Source organism: Paenibacillus terrae, from assembly GCF_005217525.1.
In the GTDB taxonomy this organism is placed as follows: domain Bacteria; phylum Bacillota; class Bacilli; order Paenibacillales; family Paenibacillaceae; genus Paenibacillus; species Paenibacillus terrae_C.
Window position 1 is genome coordinate 75,597 of the sequence record NZ_PNXQ01000016.1, and the last position, 19,753, is coordinate 95,349.

Consider the following 19,753-nt stretch of genomic DNA (forward strand, 5'->3'; position numbering starts at 1 on the left):
TTAATCCAATTTTTCCATTTTGTAGCCGATGCCCCACACGGTTTTCAGGTATTTGGGTTTTCTCGGGTCCGTCTCAATCTTCTCACGAATTTTGCGTACATGAACCATTAGCGTGTTATTGGATTCCAGATATTGCTCCTTCCACACTTTTTCATAAATCTGCTCCATGCTCAACACCTGACCGCGATTACGGGCCAATAGCTCTACGATGGCAAATTCACGCGGCGTCAGCTTAATGGGCTCTCCAGAAAGGGTAACCTCGTGAGTGGCAGAGTTAATGGATAATTCGTCCAATACCATTTCATGCTCCAGCACAGCGGAAGGCTGGGTGTATTTGCGTATTCTGCGCAACTGTGATTTGACACGTGCTACCAGCTCCAACGGACTAAATGGCTTGGTCACATAATCGTCGGCTCCGACGCTCAGGCCCGTAATTTTGTCCATGTCTTGTCCTTTGGCCGATAGCATAATAATCGGAAAATGCTCGGTTTCCCTGATTTTCATACAGGCTTCAATCCCGTCCATATTGGGCATCATGATGTCCAGCACCATCACATCCACCGTTTCCCGGCTGACCTGCTCCAAGGCTTCGAGACCGTCACGGGCGGTCAGCAGGCGGTAGCCTTCATTTTCCAAATAAATCTGCATCAGCTTAATGATTTCAGGTTCATCGTCAACCAATAAAATCGTTCCATTATGCATCATTGCGGCTTCCTTTCTCTTCTTTCAAGCAGTATACAATATGGGCGTATTATATACCTTTTTGCACACGCAGGCCATTCAGTCCGCTGCTCTGGTCGCTTGTTTTCCATGATCATCCTTTGGACAGCAGTGTTTCCAGTGAAGACATGCGTTTCCCCTGATCCACTTTCTTTTTCCGCATTCCCGGCAACTGACCAAAGAATATCCAGGCGAAGGGAAGGAGGCGTGCGGTGACCGCAACGACGACCCAAGAACAAATGAGTGCAAAGAGAAACTCCCCGGCATACCATACATGAATAAGCAATGGTGAACCGATATGCGGCGAGAACTGACGATACAGCAGCAGGAAAAACGGGTGAATCAGGTACACACCAAAAGATAATGCGCCCAAGTGATCCAGTTTACGGGTAATAAAGGTATGTTTTTGCCGATACATCAGAAAGGAGACCTGTAGCAAAACCAACACGCTGGACAAGCTGTACATATTGTACACAAGCTCGAATATCAAGGAATTATACGACGTTCCGTATTTTCTTCTTTCGTACCACATATAGACATGCACGGTGGCGGAAATGAGCCATACAGCCCATATGCCGATCCAGGTCAGCGCCCCGGTAGAGCGTCTTTCTCTCTTGCTCATCAGAAACCATGATTTGAGCTGCGGATAGTAGTAGCCAAGGACAGCGCCCAGCATGTAGCAGGCCATATATGACAAAGCCCAGCTTCCTTTATTTTGCACCTGGAATATGAACTTGTTGCCAATCACGAACGACCACTGCACCAGCAGTCCAATGGCCACAGACCATTGAGGTGTACGACGGTAACGCTGGAGCAGCCACAATATCCATGGGAATACCAGATAGAATTGCATCATGATAAAAATATAGTACAAATGCGTATACGCCTTACCTGTTGCCAGCTTCACAGCAAAGCTTTCCGCCAGTCCGGTTGCAGTCCAGGGTTCGGAGCTGCCAGCCGCAAGGGACAGGACGAAATAAAATAGAGAAAACATAATATAAGGCAGGAGGATGTACCGTAGTCTCTGTTTATAAAAGCGGATTAGCAGCTCTCGTCCCATGGGACGATCCTTATAGTTGTAGAACAATACCATGCTGCTTAGCGCGATAAATACAGGTGTGCCGTACTTCATGAGCACATTGAGCGCATTATACACAATATATAGGCTGGAATTTGTAAGTTGAACGGTTGCGTAAGAGGTGGCATGTACCATGATGACGGCCAGAATCGCCATGGCTCGGACCAACTGCAACTCGGGAATTATTTCTTTGGTCGTAGGCTTTATAAGGGGCTTCATAAGCTTCATTTCCTTTCGGCTGTGAACTGTCCTTGTATGAACTCTCTCTATTAAAAGCTAAAGTTCTTAACACCCCGGAAGGAGAGCGCTTAAGAAACGCTTATGAAGTTCTTAACTTTTGTTAAGAATTAATGAGGAAAGGCAAAAAAAGAACTTTCATTCCACATGAAAGGGGCTATGGAATCGCTCTTGGGATTTATGCAAAATACTCATTTACATAATATAACCATTTATTCTATAATGTTTAAGAGTGTGATTTATTTGAAAGGAGGGATCGGATTTCTAAGTAAGCCTTCGCCTGCTTAGAAATCCAATGGATACAAACCTGTGTCTATGAAGTAAATGAATATAACTTATTGTATGCGCTTACAAATATCGAAAGACTTTTGGACTATTCTACATTTTGGAGGAGGAATGATGATATGAAGTGGATAAAAGGAATGACCAGTATGCTTTTGGTCGCTCTGTTATGCAGTACGCCGGGCTTGAATGGGACAACGCCCGCATATGGAGCAGCTGGCGATTACAAATTTGATTTTGGCGCGGGTCCAGTGGAATCTGGCTATACTGGGGTGAGTGCATCCCTGCGATACGATTCAACCCGCGGTTATGGATTTCGTACACCCGAGAATGTGCGCAATGTGGGTGCATCGGGTACTGGTGTCGCTAGTGATGCAGTACGCTTTCTGACGACTGGTACGAAAAGCGAAAATACATTTGATGTGGATCTAGCTCCTGGGCTATATGAGGTATCGGTCACGCTAGGGAATACAACCCGAGCGAGCGTTGCCGCCGAGGGAGTATATCAGGTCATCAATATGACGGGGGACGGAGCAAAGGACCGCTTTCAAATTCCTGTGACCGATGGACAATTGAATTTACTAATTACAGAAGGTAAAGAGGGAACCTCTTTTGCAATAAGTGCATTGGAAATCAGGCGATTGTCTAACAATCCCGTCACGAATCGGACGATTTACATCGGTGGGGATTCTACCGTCTGCAATTACTATCCGCTGGATAGCAGCGTGCAGGCCGGCTGGGGGCAGCTATTGCCGCAATTCGTAAACACAAATACATTCCAGATCCGTAACATGGCGTCAGGGGGGCAAATTGCAAGGGGCTTCCATCAGGACGGTCAGCTAGAGGCGATCGTCAAATACATTAAACCGGGGGATTATTTCATTCTCCAGTTGGGCATTAATGACACCAACCCGAAGCATAACGAAAGCGAAGCGGAGTTTAAGGACTGGATGCGGGATATGATCCGGCAGGTCAAGGCCAAAGGGGCAACCGTAATCCTTTCAACACCGCAGGGGCGAGCCACTGATTTTAACGCGAATAATGTACACACCGCTGAAAATAGATGGTATAGAGGCTCTATTTTAGCGCTGGCGCAAGAGGAACAAACGCCCTTGGTCGATCTGAACGTGCTTAGCTCAGCTTATTTTACCTCCATTGGTCCGCAAGCCACACTCGCCCTGTATATGAATGGTGATACGCTGCATCCGAATGTTGCCGGAGCAAAGGAACTGGCACGTCTAGTAGCCAAGGATTTAAAAAGGCAGGGTCTAAGCGGATTCTAGCCTTCGCCATCTGAAGACTGTGGGTGCTATAATGATAGAAAAACAGCACGAGAGCCGGAATGGTTTTGTTGTCTGGTGTCAGCACTGTTTTGAGACGTGAAGACCACAGTTTACGGCTAGGGGAAAGGAGATCCGACGATCACATGCAGCCTTTTACAGCTCGTGTATTAAAAATAATCAAGTTCATCCCTGAGGGAAGAATCATGACCTATGGACAAATTGCAGCGGAAGCAGGCAGTCCGAGAGGGGCGCGTCAGGTTGTGCGTATTTTGCATACGCTGAGCAGCAAGCACCGCTTGCCCTGGCACAGGGTCGTAAACCGATTGGGAGAAATTGCGCTACAGGACGATGAAGGAGCTTCTTTACAAAGGCTGCTTTTGGAAGCGGAAGGTATACAGTTTATGAAGAACGGACGAATTTCACTGGAAAAATACCTGTATGATTCTCAAGCGGTGATAGAAGACGAATAGAAGCAACCTGAAAATGCCGATCACGTACGCATCCAAAGCGACGTTGATCGGCATTTTAGGTTAGAAGCGAGATATAATTCTATTAAAATCATCCCTAGCTGATCAGATGCTGCTGATTCCGTTGGGCAAGGTGGAAAGAAATACTGTTTATAAGCGGTAAATCGTTATTTTTCCGGGCTTCCCGGATCAATTGCTTCTTTTGCTGTTCGGATTCACGTAAAAATCGGGTCATCCACAAATCAGACGGTACGTTCGTAGTAGTCATGCGAGATTCTTTTATCATCTATTAACCCTCCCAGTGAGCGGCTGTTATTCTTTCTCTATTATATGCTCCTAACCTTAATAGATGCTGTTGGTTTCCTTAAAATTAGCTGAAATTTAGGTAAAGTTCAGGTAAAAACAGGTTCATTTTATATCTGATTTGCAGGAGAACAGCTTGAATCGACAATCCTGAAATAAAGGTTACAAAAATGTATTGGTTTGACACCTTGTACCAACATTCACCTGAAAGTACAATTAGGTGGCGGATAGACTGTGGAATTTTATGTCGAAATCTATAAAAATCATTTGAAAGATTACACCGAGAGGGGAGAGATTCATCCTATGAAGTATAAAGCGGCTGCCACGCTGCTCGTATTGACGATGTCGTCAGGCTTGATTTCCACCGTTCAGGCTGACAGTGCAGCAGGAAGCACAACAGGAAATACGTCGGCAAGTATATCAGGAACCTCGTCTGCTGTGGTTACATCGAAGACCGCCTCCATAACGGGTCAGGCTTTACCTCCATTAACGCTCAAACAGGCAGCGGAATGGGCACAAACGAATAGCTACAACACGCGTACTGCTGAGCGGGACGTGGAGCGCCGAAGAATGGAACTAAAAAATGCGGAAAAGGATCTGGGCAATGCATTCGTGGATTTTATAGATGGTGAATATGTTGGTGATGAGTCATCCTGGAAAAATTATAACTCTTCGACGTTATCCTATCTAGCCAGCAAAAAGCAGGCGCAATTCGCTAAGGATCAGATATATTTTAATGTGATGAAAAGCTACCAGAGCGTGTTCGTGGCAGAGAATCAGGTGAAAAATGATCTGGAAGCGCTTGAAATTGCTCAAGCGGAGGAAAAGATTGCACTCGCCAAATTTGCGCGCGGCAAGCTGTCTGAGTATGCGAAAAACGAGAGTACACAGGCCAGAAGCCAGGCTGAGCAGACAGTCGAGCAGGGGAAAATTACGCTGCAAAAATCGCGTGACGCTCTGAATTTTCTGATGGGTCAGCCAAACGGAACAGCCTATGAAATGGTGGATCGACCCGTATACAAGGAACCGAAGAAGCTGGATATCGAAATACATATACAACAGCTGATGGATATGAATCCAAACTTGTGGAAGCTGGAGGATAGTATCAAAACTTCGGAACTCAATGTGAGATATTTCGATTTTAACAGCGGCGCAGGTGCTTACGATTTAGCCAAAATGGACGTGGATACGGCCAAGGAGGAGCTGGACAAGGGACAAAAGGATTTTGCCGAATCGCTTCGCAATTTATATGCCACGGTCAAAGAAAACCAAAAAAAATACGTTCAACTGGAAGAAAGCCTGCGCACGGCAAAAGAGGGGCTGGATTTGTCCCGCAAAAAGTGGGCCAGAGGCTTAATTATTGAGCTGGAGCTGAAAAATAGTCAGTTGAAGGTGGACCAGATTGAACGGCAAATGGAAGAGCTGGCGATTGAGCTGAGTCAGAATGAATACACGTTGAGCAAGCCATGGAGCACATAGGGAGGAAACGAAGTTGGCAGAAACGGTTTTAAACGACGCCTTATTAAAGTTACGAAGAAAACGGAGAAAAAAGTGGATCTGGACCATGGTTGTGCTGCTGGTAATAGGCGGGGGTGGAACAGCAGTATATTTGAAGCTGCCCAAAGAGCAGGCTGTACCATTGGTTCAGGACGAGACGCTTAAAGTGGAACGTGGGGATGTGAGCGAGAAGCTGGATACGTCTGGTACCGTGCAGGCTTCCAAGGAAGTAAAACTGAATTTTACAAGTACAGGCGAAAATAAACTGGCGGCGGTAAATGTGAAGGCTGGAGATAAGGTGAAAAGAGGACAAGTCCTGGCTCTTCTGGACAGTTCTGAAATTAAGATGCAAATCCAGAGCGCATCCGATAATTTGGAAATATCCAAATCCAAGCTGGCTGAATTGGAGAAGGGGCCGAAGGCGGAGGATATTGAAATTCAGAAGACGAATGTGCTTCGGGCTAAAATGGCTGTCGATACAGCGCAGGAATCCTTTGAGCTGGAAGAAGCGGAAAGTCAGAAGAAGGCTTCCAAAAAGCAGTTGGAGCAGGCGCGAAAGGCATATGAAGACCAAAAGTTTTTACATGATGCCGGAGCGGTGTCCAACAGTGAAATGGAGCAAGCAGAGCAAGCACTGGATAAAGCACAGACGGATTATGACGGTCTGGATTTACAATTCCGCAAAATCATGTCGCAAAAGCGCCGTGCTATCGCAGAGGCTGAAATCGGCTATCGATCGGCTATGGCTGAGCTTCGCAAAATAGAGGTTCCAGCCGATGCTTCCAATATCCAATCCGCACGGATTGAGGTTAGAAGACTGGCCACCGAGCTGGAGCAGAAAAAAAATGACCTGAACAAGCTTCAGGTCACGGCACCGTGGGACGGAGTCATTTTAAAGGTGAACGGGGATGTCGGAACCAGTCCGACGGCTCCTTTTATCGTCATGAATAACTCGGACTCCAACAATCTCAAGATTGGCGCAAAAATCAGTCAGAACGATATTGTAAAGGTGAAAAAAGGACTTTCAGCGGTGTTATCCACCAATGCTTACCCGGGTGAGTCGTTCCCGGGCAAGGTGCAATTTGTCTCACCGGAAGCATCCACAGATGAAGGCATGACGACCTATCTGATGGAGCTGTCCGTTCATGATCCGAAAGGCAAGCTGAAAACCGGCATGGTTATGAATGTATCCGTTATTTTGGGAGTACACAAAAATGTACTGTTTGTTCCAGCGATTGCGCTGAGATCCGAAGGTGGACAGGACGGCGTCTATTTTGCTGCTAATCCGGCAAATCCAGGGGCGCGCACATTCAAGCCCGTAGAGCTCGGATTTTACACGCCAGATCGAGTCGAGCTCAAGTCGGGTGTGAAGGAGGGTGACACTCTTATTGTGCCTGCTCCTGAACCTCCGCCGGACCCTTCCGCTATGGGCGGCATGCAGGGAGGCTTTTAAACGGGTATGAGATACGTCATTCAAATTGAGGATTTGAAAAAGGTGTACCAGGTTGGGGATCAGGAAATTCATGCCCTGCGTGATGTGCAGCTCAACATTGCTGACGGTGATTTTGTGGCAATCATGGGCCCGTCCGGATCAGGCAAGTCCACGATGATGAATGTCATCGGCTGTCTGGATCTGCCTACCTCGGGACAGTTTTATTTGGACGGTTATTCCATACTGGATGCTCGTGAGGATGAGCTGGCTATTATCCGTAATCAGAAAATCGGATTTGTATTTCAAAAATTTCATTTGCTTCCGCGGGCCACAGCTTTGGAGAACGTAGAGCTGCCGATGATTTATGCAGGCGTACCAGCCAAGGAGCGGCGCTTGCGGGCCATTGAGGCGCTGACCAGTGTGGGGCTGAGCGATCGGATGAACAACAAGCCGAATGAGTTGTCAGGCGGTCAGCAGCAACGGGTATCCATAGCGCGCGCACTTGTGAACAATCCGGTGATTCTCTTGGCGGATGAGCCGACAGGCGCACTGGACTCCAAAACGAGCGTTGAAATTATGGAGATTTTCCAACGCCTGAACGATCGGGGGAAAACGGTTGTGCTCGTTACGCATGATCAGGAAATTGCGGAATACGCCAAGCGTCTGATTCATTTTCGCGATGGACGGATTGAAGAGGATCAGCCTGTTGGGAACCGAAGAATGGCGGCAGAGGAAGTGAAGGCATGAAATTTCGGGAAATTATCCGGGTATCGCTCAACAGTTTGCGAACCAATATGCTGCGATCCTTGCTGACCATGCTGGGCATTATTATTGGGGTGGCTGCTGTAATCACGATTGTAGCCATCGGTAAAGGCTCTACGGCCACGATTACGTCGCAGATTAACAGTATGGGAAACAATTTGCTCATGATTTATCCTTATGCCCCATATGATGGGTCCAGCTCCATGTCGTTCAGTCAGACGAAAGGAATATCTCTGGAGGATATCGCTGCGCTAGAGCAGCAAAAAGCCGTAGCCGAGGTAGCTCCAAGTGCCATGACCAGTGCGGATATTACGTGGAGCCGCAATAAGGTCAGCGGGCAGATTGAGGGGACTTCGCTGGCTTTCATCCATGTGAGAAAGCTGTCGCTCGCTCAGGGCAGGTCTTTTACCCACTATGAAGTGGAGAAGAGACTGAATGTCGTGGTGCTAGGGAGCGATGCAGCCCGTAATATTTTTGGTCCGGATGCCTCCAAGGCAGTGGGGGAAACGATCATGATCAAGCAGCTACCTTTTAAGGTGGTCGGGGTACTGACGAATTCCAATTCCAATATGGGTAACAGCGGGCAGCAGGTATATGTGCCGATTACAACAGGGATGGAACGACTGGGGAATATGAGCATTCAGCAGGTGAATGCTTCTGCAACAACGGAGGAGAAGATTGACCAGGCGAGTGCTGAAATCCGACAGGTGCTGCGCGCCCGGCATGAGCTGAAGCCATCAGAGGGCGATGATTTCCAAATCACGACCCAGACGGAGATTCTAAAAACGGTCTCAGGTGTAGACAAGGTTATGAATATGCTGTTGCTCGGCGTTGCTGCGATTGCGCTCGGTGTTGGGGGCATTGGCATCATGAATATTATGCTGGTGTCCGTCACGGAACGGACGAGGGAGATCGGGATTCGCAAGGCGATTGGTGCGCAGCGCAGTGATATTATGCTGCAATTTCTGGCCGAGGCTGTTTTTCTTAGTCTGATGGGCGGACTGGTTGGTGTTATGGCGGGTCTTGGGGGCGCGAAGCTGCTGGAGAAATTTGTCCATATGCCGATTGTGTATACGATGGAACCGGTGTTGTACTCTTTTCTGTGCTGCATGGGTGTTGGTGTACTGTTTGGAGTGTACCCGGCACGGAAGGCGTCCAAGCTGCGTCCGATCGATGCTTTAAGATACGAATAAAGAAGCGGATACTTCGTCTTACTCGAAAGAGCAGGGTGTGAAGTATCCGCTTTTTTGGTGTGGTATAAGTGCTTTAAACGATAAAAAATCATCAATAACCGCTTTAATTTTATATATGTGATGTTTTATATGCTTTTAAAGGTTGATTTATAATTATATATGACGTATTATATTCAATATCAGATAGCAAGGAAAAAAAAGGAGGGGCGTTCATCATCGACCTTACGGCAAGACAAGTGGAAATTTTAAACATCGTACAAAAGCATGCCCCGATTACCGGTGATCAGATTGCGGAAATGCTCAATCTCAGCAAGGCGACCATTCGGACCGACCTATCCAAGCTGGGCATTCTGAATTATATAGATGCGAAGCCCAAGGTTGGTTATTTTGTCGGAAAACGGGGCACGCCGAACCGGGAGGAAAAATTCCGGCTCATGCAAATGAAGGTCGGCGATCTTCACGGAGTTCCAGTCATCGTACGTGAAACAACAACGATTCAGGAAGCTGTGGTTGCTCTTTTTCTGGAGAACGTGAGTAACCTGATCGTTACCGATGAAGAAGGGAATCTGGCAGGAGTAGCTTCCCGCAAGGATCTGCTCAAGGTTACGTTAGGCAATCCGAATGCGGCGACCATCCCTGTCAGCCTCGTGATGACTCGTCAGGCGAATGTCGTCACTGTTTCCCCGGAAGACACTGTACTGGAGGCAGCGCGCAAAATCATTGCTCGTCAAATTGACAGTCTGCCCGTCGTCGTCCCTTCCAACTCCGACAAACCAGGGGAACACTGGAAAGTCGTGGGACGCATTACGAAAACAAATATTATCAAAATGTTGCTCGATATGGTAGCAGAGGATTAATGGGAGGAATCGAATGGTTCAGGCGCGTAGTCATTTTATAGCGATCTGTTCAGACTCGATTGGCGAGACGGCGGAAGCTGTCGTTCAGGCCACTATGCGCCAATTTGAGCTACAGGACACAGAGATCAAGAGATTTATGAATGTAAGAGATGAAGACGAACTGAGCCGGGTGATGGAAGAGGTGGCTGAGCGTAAAGGTTTTGTAGCCTATACGCTGGTACAGCCGGAATTGAGAGAAGCGATGAAAGAGGAGGCTGTGCGACTGAATGTGCGGGCTGTCGATATCATGGGCCCGATGATGCAGGCGTTTGCTGACACGTTCCATGATGATCCCAAGGAAAAGCCCGGTTTGCTGCATCGGATGGACGACAATTACTTTCGCCGTGTGGAAGCCGTGGATTTTGCGGTTCAATATGATGATGGCAAAGATGTGAGCGCCATCCTCAAAGCAGATATTGTATTGCTAGGCGTATCACGTATTTCCAAAACCCCTTTGTCGATGTTTTTGGCGCATAAAGGTTATAAAACGGTCAACATTCCCGTCGTACCGGAGCTGACACCGCCTGCACAGTTGCAGGATGTACAGCATGGTCGGGTGTTCGGGTTGACGATCCAGCCGGAGCTGCTGTTAAAAATACGCAGTGAGCGACTCAAGGTGATGGGATTGCCTAACAATGTGCAATATGCTACATCGACGCGGGTGGAGGAAGAGATTGCGTATGCGCAATGCCTATTTACGAAATTAGGTTGCCCGATCATTGATGTCACCGATAAAGCGATTGAAGAAACAGCAGGTTTGATTATCAGGATGTTATAGAAGCGTAGCTGCTCAATAGATAATAGTTGCTGTAGGATACAGGAGTGTTATAGATAAAAAAGGCAGTATAGCTGCCCTATAAAAATGATTTTCCATAGGATAACAATTATGTATAGGAGAGGTGGAGGGAAGGTATGGAGAGTCAACTGGCATTGGAATTCGTTCGGGTTACAGAGGCGGCAGCGCTGCAATCAGCGCAATGGACAGGACGTGGAGATAAGAACAGCGCGGACGAGGCGGCTACCGTAGCCATCCGCACTCATTTTAATGCGGTATCTATGGACGGTACGGTCGTCATTGGCGAAGGAGAAATGGATGAGGCCCCCATGCTGTATATCGGGGAAAGAGTAGGCAATCGCAGAGGGCCAGCCATAGACATCGCCGTCGACCCGCTGGAGGGAACCGAAACGGTGGCGAACGGATTGAACAATGCCCTATCGGTCATTGCTGCTGCCCCCCGTGGAGGTCTGCTCCATGCTCCGGATATGTATATGCAAAAAATGGCTGTAGGCCCGGCACTGGCTGGAAAGCTATCGCTGGATGATCCGATTCCGGCTACCCTTTCAAAGGCCGCACGGATACTGGGTAAATCCTTGTCCGAACTTACCGTGTCTATTCTGGATCGTACACGTCACGCCGGGATTATCAAGCTTCTGCGGGAGAGCGGCGTTCGGATCAAGCTGCTTGGGCATGGAGACGTAATGGGTGCTATTGAAACATGCCTGGATAGCGGTGTTGATCTGCATATCGGCTCCGGTGGAGCGCCTGAAGGTGTGCTGGCTGCTGCTGCGCTGAAATGCATGGGTGGCGAGATTCAAGGTCGCCTGTTGCCTCATGGTGAAGAAGAGATCGAACGGTGCAACCGTATGGGCATTGCTGATCCTGGGGCTTTATTATCCATGGATGATATGGTCGGACGCCAAGGTGTGATGTTTGTGGCTACTGGCGTGACGCCAGGCGAGTGGCTGCAAGGAGTTCGTTCCCTTCCTGGTCATAGAGCAGAAACTCATTCGGTCGTGATGCACTCGGAAACAAAAACGATTCGCTTCGTGCGCAGTATTCACCACACAACAGACGCTTTGGGTACGCTCGCTGCAGCCGCATCCTCTTAGGTCTTCACAGCTAACTCAAAGACCAGGTCATAATACAGCATGAAAACAGCAAGTCTCTTACCCTATGGAGACTTGCTGTTTGGTGTTTCCTGTTCGTTTACCGATTGCAGAAGGGGCATAACCAAAGATATAAATTCCTGAAAATCGGCACTTTTGAAGGAAGATAAAAACGTTTCTATAAAAGTTTGAAAAGAAAATTCATAGCTTTGAGGGAGAAAAATTCAATCTGAACTAAAATTTTTAGACAGAGAGTCAAAAAAAAATCGTGAAAATTAGTTCTATAGGACTATAAAATGACGTGATTTATTGAAAAATTAAAGAGTTATTAATTTTGATGGATGTGAGCTTGAAGAAATTTAATCCCATAAAACAGGAGGTCGAAGGCTATTGCGGAAAAAGGCGGAATTTGTCGGATAATATCAGGTTGAATTTGTTACATTTATGTTAATGGCATGTAAAGGTATAATCATTGTAGTACAAGGCTTTTTAGCTTTATTGCAAATCGTCATCATTTTGATTTTACAAAATTCCTGAAAATCTGAAAGCTCGTTTTGAATCCAGTTAACAGATCATTATCAGCAGGAAATTAATAAATAAAGTGAGATTTTTGCTTTTAAAGACTGGAAATAAATATCATAATATGGGTTTTGTTTTATTTTTATGAATTCTATCAATTTAGAACTTTTGTCCCATGTCAAGCGGTTTTAAAGTTTGTATATTTAAAAACAGATAGAAAGTGTTGGAAGAAAAAAAGAGATATAAGGATTTATTGTAAAATTATGAACTGCATAGAGGATGGAGGAATTCATATGACGACTCGGTCACAATCTTGGTTTGCGAAAGCAGCGGTTCATCCAGCTGAGAAGCTCCAGCTATTTTGCTTCCCTTATGCCGGTGGTGGCGCTTCTATATTTAGTTCCTGGAAGTCTAGACTTGCGCCTGACATTACGGTGTTGCCTGTACAACTTCCAGGGCGTGAAAGCCGTTCAACTGAGGCCCCAATGGATACTATTCAGGACATCGTGCACTCGCTGCTTCCTGCTATGGCTCCATACGTACATAAGCCGTTTGCTTTCTTTGGACACAGTATGGGAGCGCTGATTGCTTTTGAAACAGCACGGCAATTGTATAGCAAAACCGGAAAACTGCCTGTCCACATCATCGTATCCGGTAAATCCGCACCACATCGTCCGTATTCAAAAAAACAACTCCATGATTTAGCAGATCAACCATTCACCGATGAGCTTCGCTTGATGCAGGGAACACCCGAAGAAGTACTGCAAAATGCAGAGTTAATGCAAATTATTATGCCCCGTCTGCGCGCGGATTTTAAGGTGTGCGAAACGTATGTGTATCAGCCAGGAAGCCCCTTGGCCTGTCCAATGACCATCTTGGGTGGCATGAAGGATCATGAGGTGAGCACTGAGTCACTTCATGCCTGGCAGCAGCACACCACATCGCCCATTGATGTGCGAATGTTCGAAGGCAATCACTTTTTTATTCATGAACAAGAGCAAGAAGTTCTAAGCGCAGTCGTGAATATTTTGTCCGCATCCTTAGCCCTGAACCACGCTGCCGCAGCTCATGCATCCTACAGCACCAATACCCTACAACCACGATTCAGACAGAGTTAAAAGTCCCACACATCATGATACACCACGCGATACACAACGTTATTAACAACTCGGCAACTACTCAACTATCAACCCACCACCATGATGCAATTCCCAGAATAATTCAATAATGATTACATTCCATGTAAATTCTCATACGTCCAGAGCCAGAGCCAATCCCACCATGTCCAATGCAACTTCAGGATTTTGCAAAATCCTCACTAAAAAAGTTCGCACTGCGAAAGTGTGAGCAACGAAAAAGAGGGATGTCCTTGTTTCGATCGAATTCTGCTTTTCGAAGACTCGCGCGTTATGTAAGACCGTACAATCTATGGGTTTTCATAACAGTGATCGCCTCCTTATGTTTGGCAGCCATAGATATTATTTTGGGTAAAGCCATTGAACAAATGGTAGAGGGGACCTTCTCCTCCACCCAGAACATGATCTATCTAGTTGTTGGTATGACGCTAATTGGAATGCCCTGTAAGTTTGTGATGAGGTACGCTTCGGCGCGATTTAGCGTTAGCGCACTGCGCGATTTGAGAGGTGACCTCGTACATAAGTTTTGCGATTTACCAGTTTCCAGAGTGGAGAGGAAGTTCACTGGAGATTTGGTATCCCGGCTTACGAACAATACGGCGAAGTTACAGAATTTTTTTATCGAGCATTTTGCCAACCTGTTTTACTTACCGCTTGTGTTTACGGCATCACTAACGTTGCTTTTAATGACAAGCTGGAAGCTAATCTTGGCCAGTCTTGCGCTTATGCCTTTAGGAATGATCGTAACAACATTGATGAGCAGGCGGATTGAAAAATATTCCGAGCAGCTTCAGGAGAAAATGGCTCATTTGAACGCGGTCGGTCAGGATGCAATTGGAGGAATTCCTATCGTCAAGGCATTCAATATGCAGGCTGTGCTACTGAAGAAGTATATGGTGATGATGGAGGAGGTCGTCAGGCGCGGCCTGGGGCTGGAAAAGCGCTATGCTTCTATTACTCCGGTAGGTGTGATGATGCTGGCAACACCGATTATTTTGGTCATTGCGTATGGAGGATACCTGATTCAACAAGGCGAGCTGAATGCTGGAGGCATTGTCCTATTTTTATATCTGATTTCGTTCATATTGCAGCCTGTTTCCATGCTGCCGACGATTATCTCGCAAATGAAGGAAGCGGGGGGAGCTGCGAAGCATTTGTTTGAGGTATTGGATTGGCCGGATGAACGTCAAGGTGGTGATATCACCTCACTCGGTGATGACCGAGGGGATAAGGGCCTACGTTTTGAGGACGATGCAGAAAGGAAAGCCAACCAAGCTAGTCAAGCAAGTAAAAGCGAGATAGACGGAGCAGAAGGTGATGATGACGCTGCTGTAGTCAGGCTTGAGCATTTGACCTTTGGCTACGACGAAGGGAACACGGTGCTCAAGGATATCAGCTTTCAGGTAGGACAAGGAGAAACGGTAGCGATTGTCGGCGGTAGCGGTGGCGGCAAAAGCACGATTTTTAAGCTGCTTTGCGGATTTAATGAACCGGGAGAGCATGCTGGAACGGTTCAACTATTTGGAAAGAGTTTGACAGATTGGAATTTAACAAGCCTGCGCAGCCATATTTCGATGGTATCTCAGGAGCCTTCGCTTTTTCCGGCCACGATTGCAGAAAATATCGGATATGGACGTTTGGAGGCGACCCGTGAAGAGATTGTCGAGGCGGCGAAGGCGGCGCATGCGCATGATTTTATTGTTCAGCTTCCCGAGGGCTATGAGACCCTTTTGAGCGAGAGGGGAGGAGGATTGTCCGGTGGACAAAAGCAGCGTATTTCCATAGCAAGAGCATTGTTGAAAAATGCTCCGCTGCTTCTACTGGATGAGCCAACTTCAGCGCTTGATAGCCAGTCGGAGGCTCAGGTACAGATCGCGATGAGTGCAGCCATGCATAATCGGACGGTACTGGTGATTGCTCATCGATTGTCAACCGTGCGTCAGGCGAACCGGATTATTGTACTTGATCAGGGGAGCATTGTGGAATCGGGTACGCATGAGGAATTACTGGGTCGCGACGGTGAATATCGAAAGCTGTATTTGCAAAATTTCGAAGAAGAACCGCATACGATGGAAAACGGCAATTTGATGCCAGAGGAAAGGAGTGAGAAACGTGACCTTCAAGCAGGGGTTTTATGAGTTTAAGCAGTTGCTGTCCCTGATGAAGCCGTACCGAAAATGGTATTTTATCGGGTTGGTTGGCAACAGTCTGACCAATGCGAGCATCACGATTTTACTTTCCTTTGTGGTGCATTATTTGCTGAATTTTGCGGTTGATGGGAAAGTACAGGGGCTTTACCAGGCAGTTTATTTGGTCAGCGGTACATTTTTGGCACTAAGTCTTATTTCTCCGCTGTGCAGCTACATGTATAAGCGATGTGTGAGGCTGGCGATTGCCAATGTACGGGTAAGACTATTCGGGCATATTGTCAAGCTATCCTATGAAAAGGCAGAAAAACGCCATTCAGGTGATCTTGTATCCCGCATGACAAACGATGTGCAGACGTTGGAGCAGGCCTACACTGTTCATATTCGCTCGATTATACTGGAAGTTTCGCTTTTCTTTGGCTCGTTAGTCATTATGATGGTGCTGGATTGGCGATTTGGGATTATGGCGGTTTTACTTGGACTGGCCTCAGCTTGGGTAAATTCTCATTACGCGAATAAGATGCGACAGACGAGTGATGAGTTACAGGGACGGATGAGCAGGTTCACGGAACGGTTAAGTGATTTGCTGTCCGGCTTGCAGACGGTGAAGCTGTTTGGATTGCGGACAAAGGTAGGCGGACTTTGTAACGATGCAAGCGAGGACATTAACCGTATCAGCATCCGGCAGGGACGTCATATGGGGTTGCAGGATATGTATAATTTTGTAATTGAATTCATTACGTTGGGCGGTGTGCTTGTCGCCGGACTGATTCTGGTTTCACAGAAGCAGATGGAGCTGGGAGTACTGGGGCAGATTGTGCAACTCCAAGGCGGCATTTCCGCGGTGTTTTTGCAGCTGGGGGCGGCTGTATCGTTGTTACAAAACTCTTTGGCGGGCTTGGCGCGTATCCGCGAAATTCTGGATGAGTCGAAAGAAGAGGAGCATTTTCCAGCGTCGAAACAGAAGGAACTGCGGGCTGGGCTGATCGACCCGGAGGCAGCAGTTTTATCGGCTCGTGAACCTAGCGGATCTCATAGTGATGTCGAAACTGTGAGTTTAGGCCAAGCCATTGAACAAGTTCCGGCTGCGTTGGAGCTGCACGACATCACCTTTAGTTATCAACCGGACCGTCCTACGCTGCAAAGGCTGAACCTGATCGTACCGGAAGGGCAGGTCACTGCGCTCGTCGGCCCAAGTGGTGGTGGAAAAAGCACAGTCATGAAGCTATTGCTAGGCTTTTATCCACCGGATGAGGGTGTGCTGCGGGTCCGTGGCCGCTCGGCAGGTGAGCTTCGGTTAGATGAGGTCAGGGATTTGATGGCCTATGTACCACAGGAGGCTACGTTGTTCCACGGTACAGTAGCGGATAATATCCGCTTTGGCTCACCGGATGCCACGGATGAGGAAGTAGAGGCTGCGGCCAAAACAGCCTATGCGAGCGGCTTCATAGCCGAGCTGCCAGAGGGCTACGACACGATTGTCGGTGAACGCGGAGCCAACTTATCCGGTGGTCAAAGACAGCGGCTCGCGATTGCTCGCGCTTTGCTCAAAAACGCACCGATTTTGCTGCTGGATGAAGCGACCTCGGCGCTGGATGCTGAATCGGAATATGAAGTCCAGCAGGGCTTGAATGAGCTGATGAAGGATCGTACAACATTAGTCATTGCCCATCGATTGTCTACGATTGAGCGGGCGGATACGATCTGTGTTCTTGCCGAAGGCGAGCTGAAAGAACAGGGTACTCATGACCAACTCATTGCCAAGGATGGTCATTATGCGAAGCTGTATGAGCTTCAGTTTCGAAAGCATCCCGAGGAACAAACCGCATAAATATGCGAGGTTTCTTTTTAACATATCTATTTTGCGAGGAGAGAGACATATGACTCAGCACGATATTCAATTGTTTGCATTAAGCCAGCCACAGCAACGTATTTGGTACACGGAGCTTTTGTATCCCAATCGCAACACGTCCACGCTTATTACAACTGTTAAAATCAAGGGAACTGTTCACATAGATGCATTGCAGCAGGCAATGCATCAGGTGATTGCACAAAACGATTCTTTTCGCATTAAAATCACTGCTCAGGATGGTATTCCGTATCAATATGTAGAGCCATTTACTGCACAAAGCATAGAAACGCTCCAGGTTAGCCTGGAGGAAGCCGAGCAACTGGTAAACCGTCTTAATTCCCAGCCCTTTTTATTGCTGGATTCACAGCTCTACCAATTGGTAATTTTGCAGCTGGGTGCAGAAGAAACCTGGTACAATTTCACAATGCACCATATTATTTCAGATGGTGTATCCATGAATCAGGCTATTAATGAAATTACGACGCATTACATGGATATTGTCCATGGTACAGGTCAGGCTACACCGACCAAAGCGAATCCATATCTGGATTTCATTCAGGTGGAGCAAAGCTATGAGCAATCTGACCGTTACCAGAAGGACAAGGCATATTGGACGGAAAAGTTTGCCGATTTGCCAGAGACGACAGGTTTGAAATCATACAATCCGTTAACGCTGAGCACAGCTGCACGCCGGGAGAGCTATACACTGGAGCCTGAATTGTATCGTGGTGTCACGGTTTTTTGCGAGGAGCATAAAATCAGTATTTTTACGTTCTTCCTGGCCGCCCTGTATATTTATTTACATAAAGTGACAGGGGAACAGGATTTAACCGTAGGTACGCTGTACGCTAACCGTACGTCGAAGAAGGAGAAGGATACGGTCGGCATGTTCGTCAGCACCGTGGCTACGCGTCTGCTGGTTGAGCCGGAATCCGAGCTGCTGACCTTCCTGCAAGGTGTGGGCAAGGAGCAGTCGTCCATTTTGCGGCATCAGCGTTACCCGTACAACAAAATTATTCAGGATTTGCGTGAACAGCAAAGCAGTCTGGATATTCAGCGCCTCTTTGGTGTTTCAATTCAGTATCGTACGCTGAGCTTCTCCCGTTTTGATGAAGCGGTTCAGCAGGTGGATACCGATTTCTGTGGAGATACGGTGAATGACTTTGATATTCATATGGTAGATATGCTGGATGACGATAAGTTTATAATGCATCTGGATTATCGTACCGATCTGTTCAGCGAACAGGAGATTGCCCGAATTATCCGACAATTCCTGAGTGTGGCTGAGCATATGGTGAAGGGTCCGCAGAAGTGTATACAGGAGCTGTCACTGATTAGTGACGAGGAGCGGACGCAAATTGTGGATGTATTCAATGCTACAGCAGTGCCATATCCACATGATGCAGGGATTCATGAACTGTTCGAGCAACAAGCAGAGCGTATGCCGGATCAGACTGCGGTTGTGTTTGGAAACCGTCGTCTAAGCTATGGGCAGCTGAATGAACAGGCCAACCGACTGGCTCACACGCTGCGCGGTTACGGTGTTACTGTTGAACGAACGGTTGGTATCGTCGCTGAGCGTTCCACAGATATGATCGTCGGCATGCTGGCAATCCTCAAGGCGGGCGGCGCATATGTACCGATTGACCCGGACTATCCGGCAGAGCGTGTACGCTACCTGCTGGAGGATTCAGGAGCGAAGCTGCTGCTGGTGCAGCATGCGGAGCAGCAGCCGGATGACTACAGCGGAATTGTGCTGGATCTGAGCGATGCTACTGTATACGGGGCAGTGGCTGACCAAGGCTTAAATACCGTACATTTGGAGCAAAACGAGGCTTATCATGCGGATTATACCCATTATACAAATCCGAAAAATGAGATTTCAAAAACGGGTACATTCGGGGATCGACTCGCCTATTTGATGTACACCTCAGGGACAACAGGCCAGCCGAAAGGGGTTATGGTAGAGCACCGTAACGTCGTCCGTCTGGTGAAAAATACAAACTATGCGCAACTGGATGCGGATACCCGCATTTTGCAGACCGGGGCTGTTGTCTTCGAC

Annotated in this window: 16 protein-coding genes; 13 read left to right on the forward strand and 3 right to left on the reverse strand. The window is 47.5% G+C overall.

The features are described from left to right. Together C1I60_RS18035 and C1I60_RS18040 are read right to left on the reverse strand one after the other, a co-directional pair. Window positions 1–702, reverse strand: coding sequence for a response regulator transcription factor (locus tag C1I60_RS18035; protein ID WP_137063836.1), 702 nt, complete (start codon window positions 700–702; stop codon window positions 1–3). Between the two features lie 112 nt (window positions 703–814). Beyond that, a complete protein-coding gene (locus C1I60_RS18040; RefSeq protein WP_137063837.1) occupies window positions 815–2,005 on the reverse strand; it encodes an acyltransferase in 1,191 nt (396 codons plus the stop codon). A 434-nt stretch (window positions 2,006–2,439) separates the two neighbouring features. Between C1I60_RS18040 and C1I60_RS18045 the strand changes: the two genes are divergently transcribed. Continuing rightward, on the forward strand, window positions 2,440–3,600 hold the full coding sequence (locus tag C1I60_RS18045) for a rhamnogalacturonan acetylesterase (protein WP_137062988.1): 1,161 nt from the start codon (window positions 2,440–2,442) through the stop codon (window positions 3,598–3,600). A gap of 143 nt (window positions 3,601–3,743) precedes the next feature. Then, a complete protein-coding gene (locus tag C1I60_RS18050) occupies window positions 3,744–4,070 on the forward strand; it encodes an MGMT family protein (protein WP_137062989.1) in 327 nt (108 codons plus the stop codon). A 94-nt stretch (window positions 4,071–4,164) separates the two neighbouring features. Here the strand turns inward: C1I60_RS18050 and C1I60_RS18055 are convergent, their stop codons facing one another. After that, window positions 4,165–4,353, reverse strand: coding sequence for a hypothetical protein (locus tag C1I60_RS18055; RefSeq protein WP_137062990.1), 189 nt, complete (start codon window positions 4,351–4,353; stop codon window positions 4,165–4,167). Window positions 4,354–4,673: 320 nt separating this feature from the next. On the opposite strand from C1I60_RS18055, the gene C1I60_RS18060 reads away from it, so the two are divergent. The 11 genes from C1I60_RS18060 to C1I60_RS25795 form a co-directional block, all read left to right on the forward strand. Continuing rightward, the gene (locus C1I60_RS18060) at window positions 4,674–5,849 is read left to right on the forward strand and encodes a TolC family protein (protein ID WP_137062991.1); all 1,176 of its coding nucleotides are present in this window, start codon (window positions 4,674–4,676) and stop codon (window positions 5,847–5,849) included. A gap of 13 nt (window positions 5,850–5,862) precedes the next feature. Further along, the gene (locus C1I60_RS18065; protein ID WP_137062992.1) at window positions 5,863–7,320 is read left to right on the forward strand and encodes an efflux RND transporter periplasmic adaptor subunit; all 1,458 of its coding nucleotides are present in this window, start codon (window positions 5,863–5,865) and stop codon (window positions 7,318–7,320) included. A 6-nt stretch (window positions 7,321–7,326) separates the two neighbouring features. After that, window positions 7,327–8,046 carry an ABC transporter ATP-binding protein gene (locus tag C1I60_RS18070; protein ID WP_137062993.1) on the forward strand — a complete coding sequence of 240 codons (720 nt, stop codon included), beginning with the start codon at window positions 7,327–7,329 and terminating at the stop codon, window positions 8,044–8,046. Further along, a complete protein-coding gene (locus C1I60_RS18075; RefSeq protein ID WP_137062994.1) occupies window positions 8,043–9,254 on the forward strand; it encodes an ABC transporter permease in 1,212 nt (403 codons plus the stop codon). The genes C1I60_RS18070 and C1I60_RS18075 overlap by 4 nt, the downstream gene beginning before the upstream one ends. Before the next feature lie 236 nt (window positions 9,255–9,490). Next, a complete protein-coding gene (locus C1I60_RS18080) occupies window positions 9,491–10,111 on the forward strand; it encodes a helix-turn-helix transcriptional regulator (protein ID WP_014281403.1) in 621 nt (206 codons plus the stop codon). A gap of 13 nt (window positions 10,112–10,124) precedes the next feature. Beyond that, window positions 10,125–10,928, forward strand: a complete 804-nt coding sequence (locus tag C1I60_RS18085) for a pyruvate, water dikinase regulatory protein (protein WP_137062995.1) — start codon at window positions 10,125–10,127, stop codon at window positions 10,926–10,928. 134 nt (window positions 10,929–11,062) lie between these two features. After that, window positions 11,063–12,040 (forward strand): class II fructose-bisphosphatase, encoded by a 978-nt coding sequence (gene glpX, locus C1I60_RS18090; protein ID WP_137062996.1) that lies wholly within the window; start codon window positions 11,063–11,065, stop codon window positions 12,038–12,040. A gap of 809 nt (window positions 12,041–12,849) precedes the next feature. Beyond that, entirely contained in the window at window positions 12,850–13,674 is an 825-nt protein-coding gene (locus C1I60_RS18095; RefSeq protein WP_137062997.1) for a thioesterase II family protein, read from the forward strand. A 251-nt stretch (window positions 13,675–13,925) separates the two neighbouring features. Continuing rightward, window positions 13,926–15,830 (forward strand): ABC transporter ATP-binding protein, encoded by a 1,905-nt coding sequence (locus C1I60_RS18100; RefSeq protein WP_137062998.1) that lies wholly within the window; start codon window positions 13,926–13,928, stop codon window positions 15,828–15,830. Then, entirely contained in the window at window positions 15,805–17,670 is a 1,866-nt protein-coding gene (locus tag C1I60_RS18105; RefSeq protein WP_137062999.1) for an ABC transporter ATP-binding protein, read from the forward strand. Before C1I60_RS18100 ends, C1I60_RS18105 begins: the two co-directional genes overlap by 26 nt. A gap of 49 nt (window positions 17,671–17,719) precedes the next feature. Beyond that, window positions 17,720–19,753, forward strand: a 2,034-nt coding sequence (locus C1I60_RS25795) for a condensation domain-containing protein (protein ID WP_252361768.1), incomplete at its 3' end; no start/stop codon positions are given.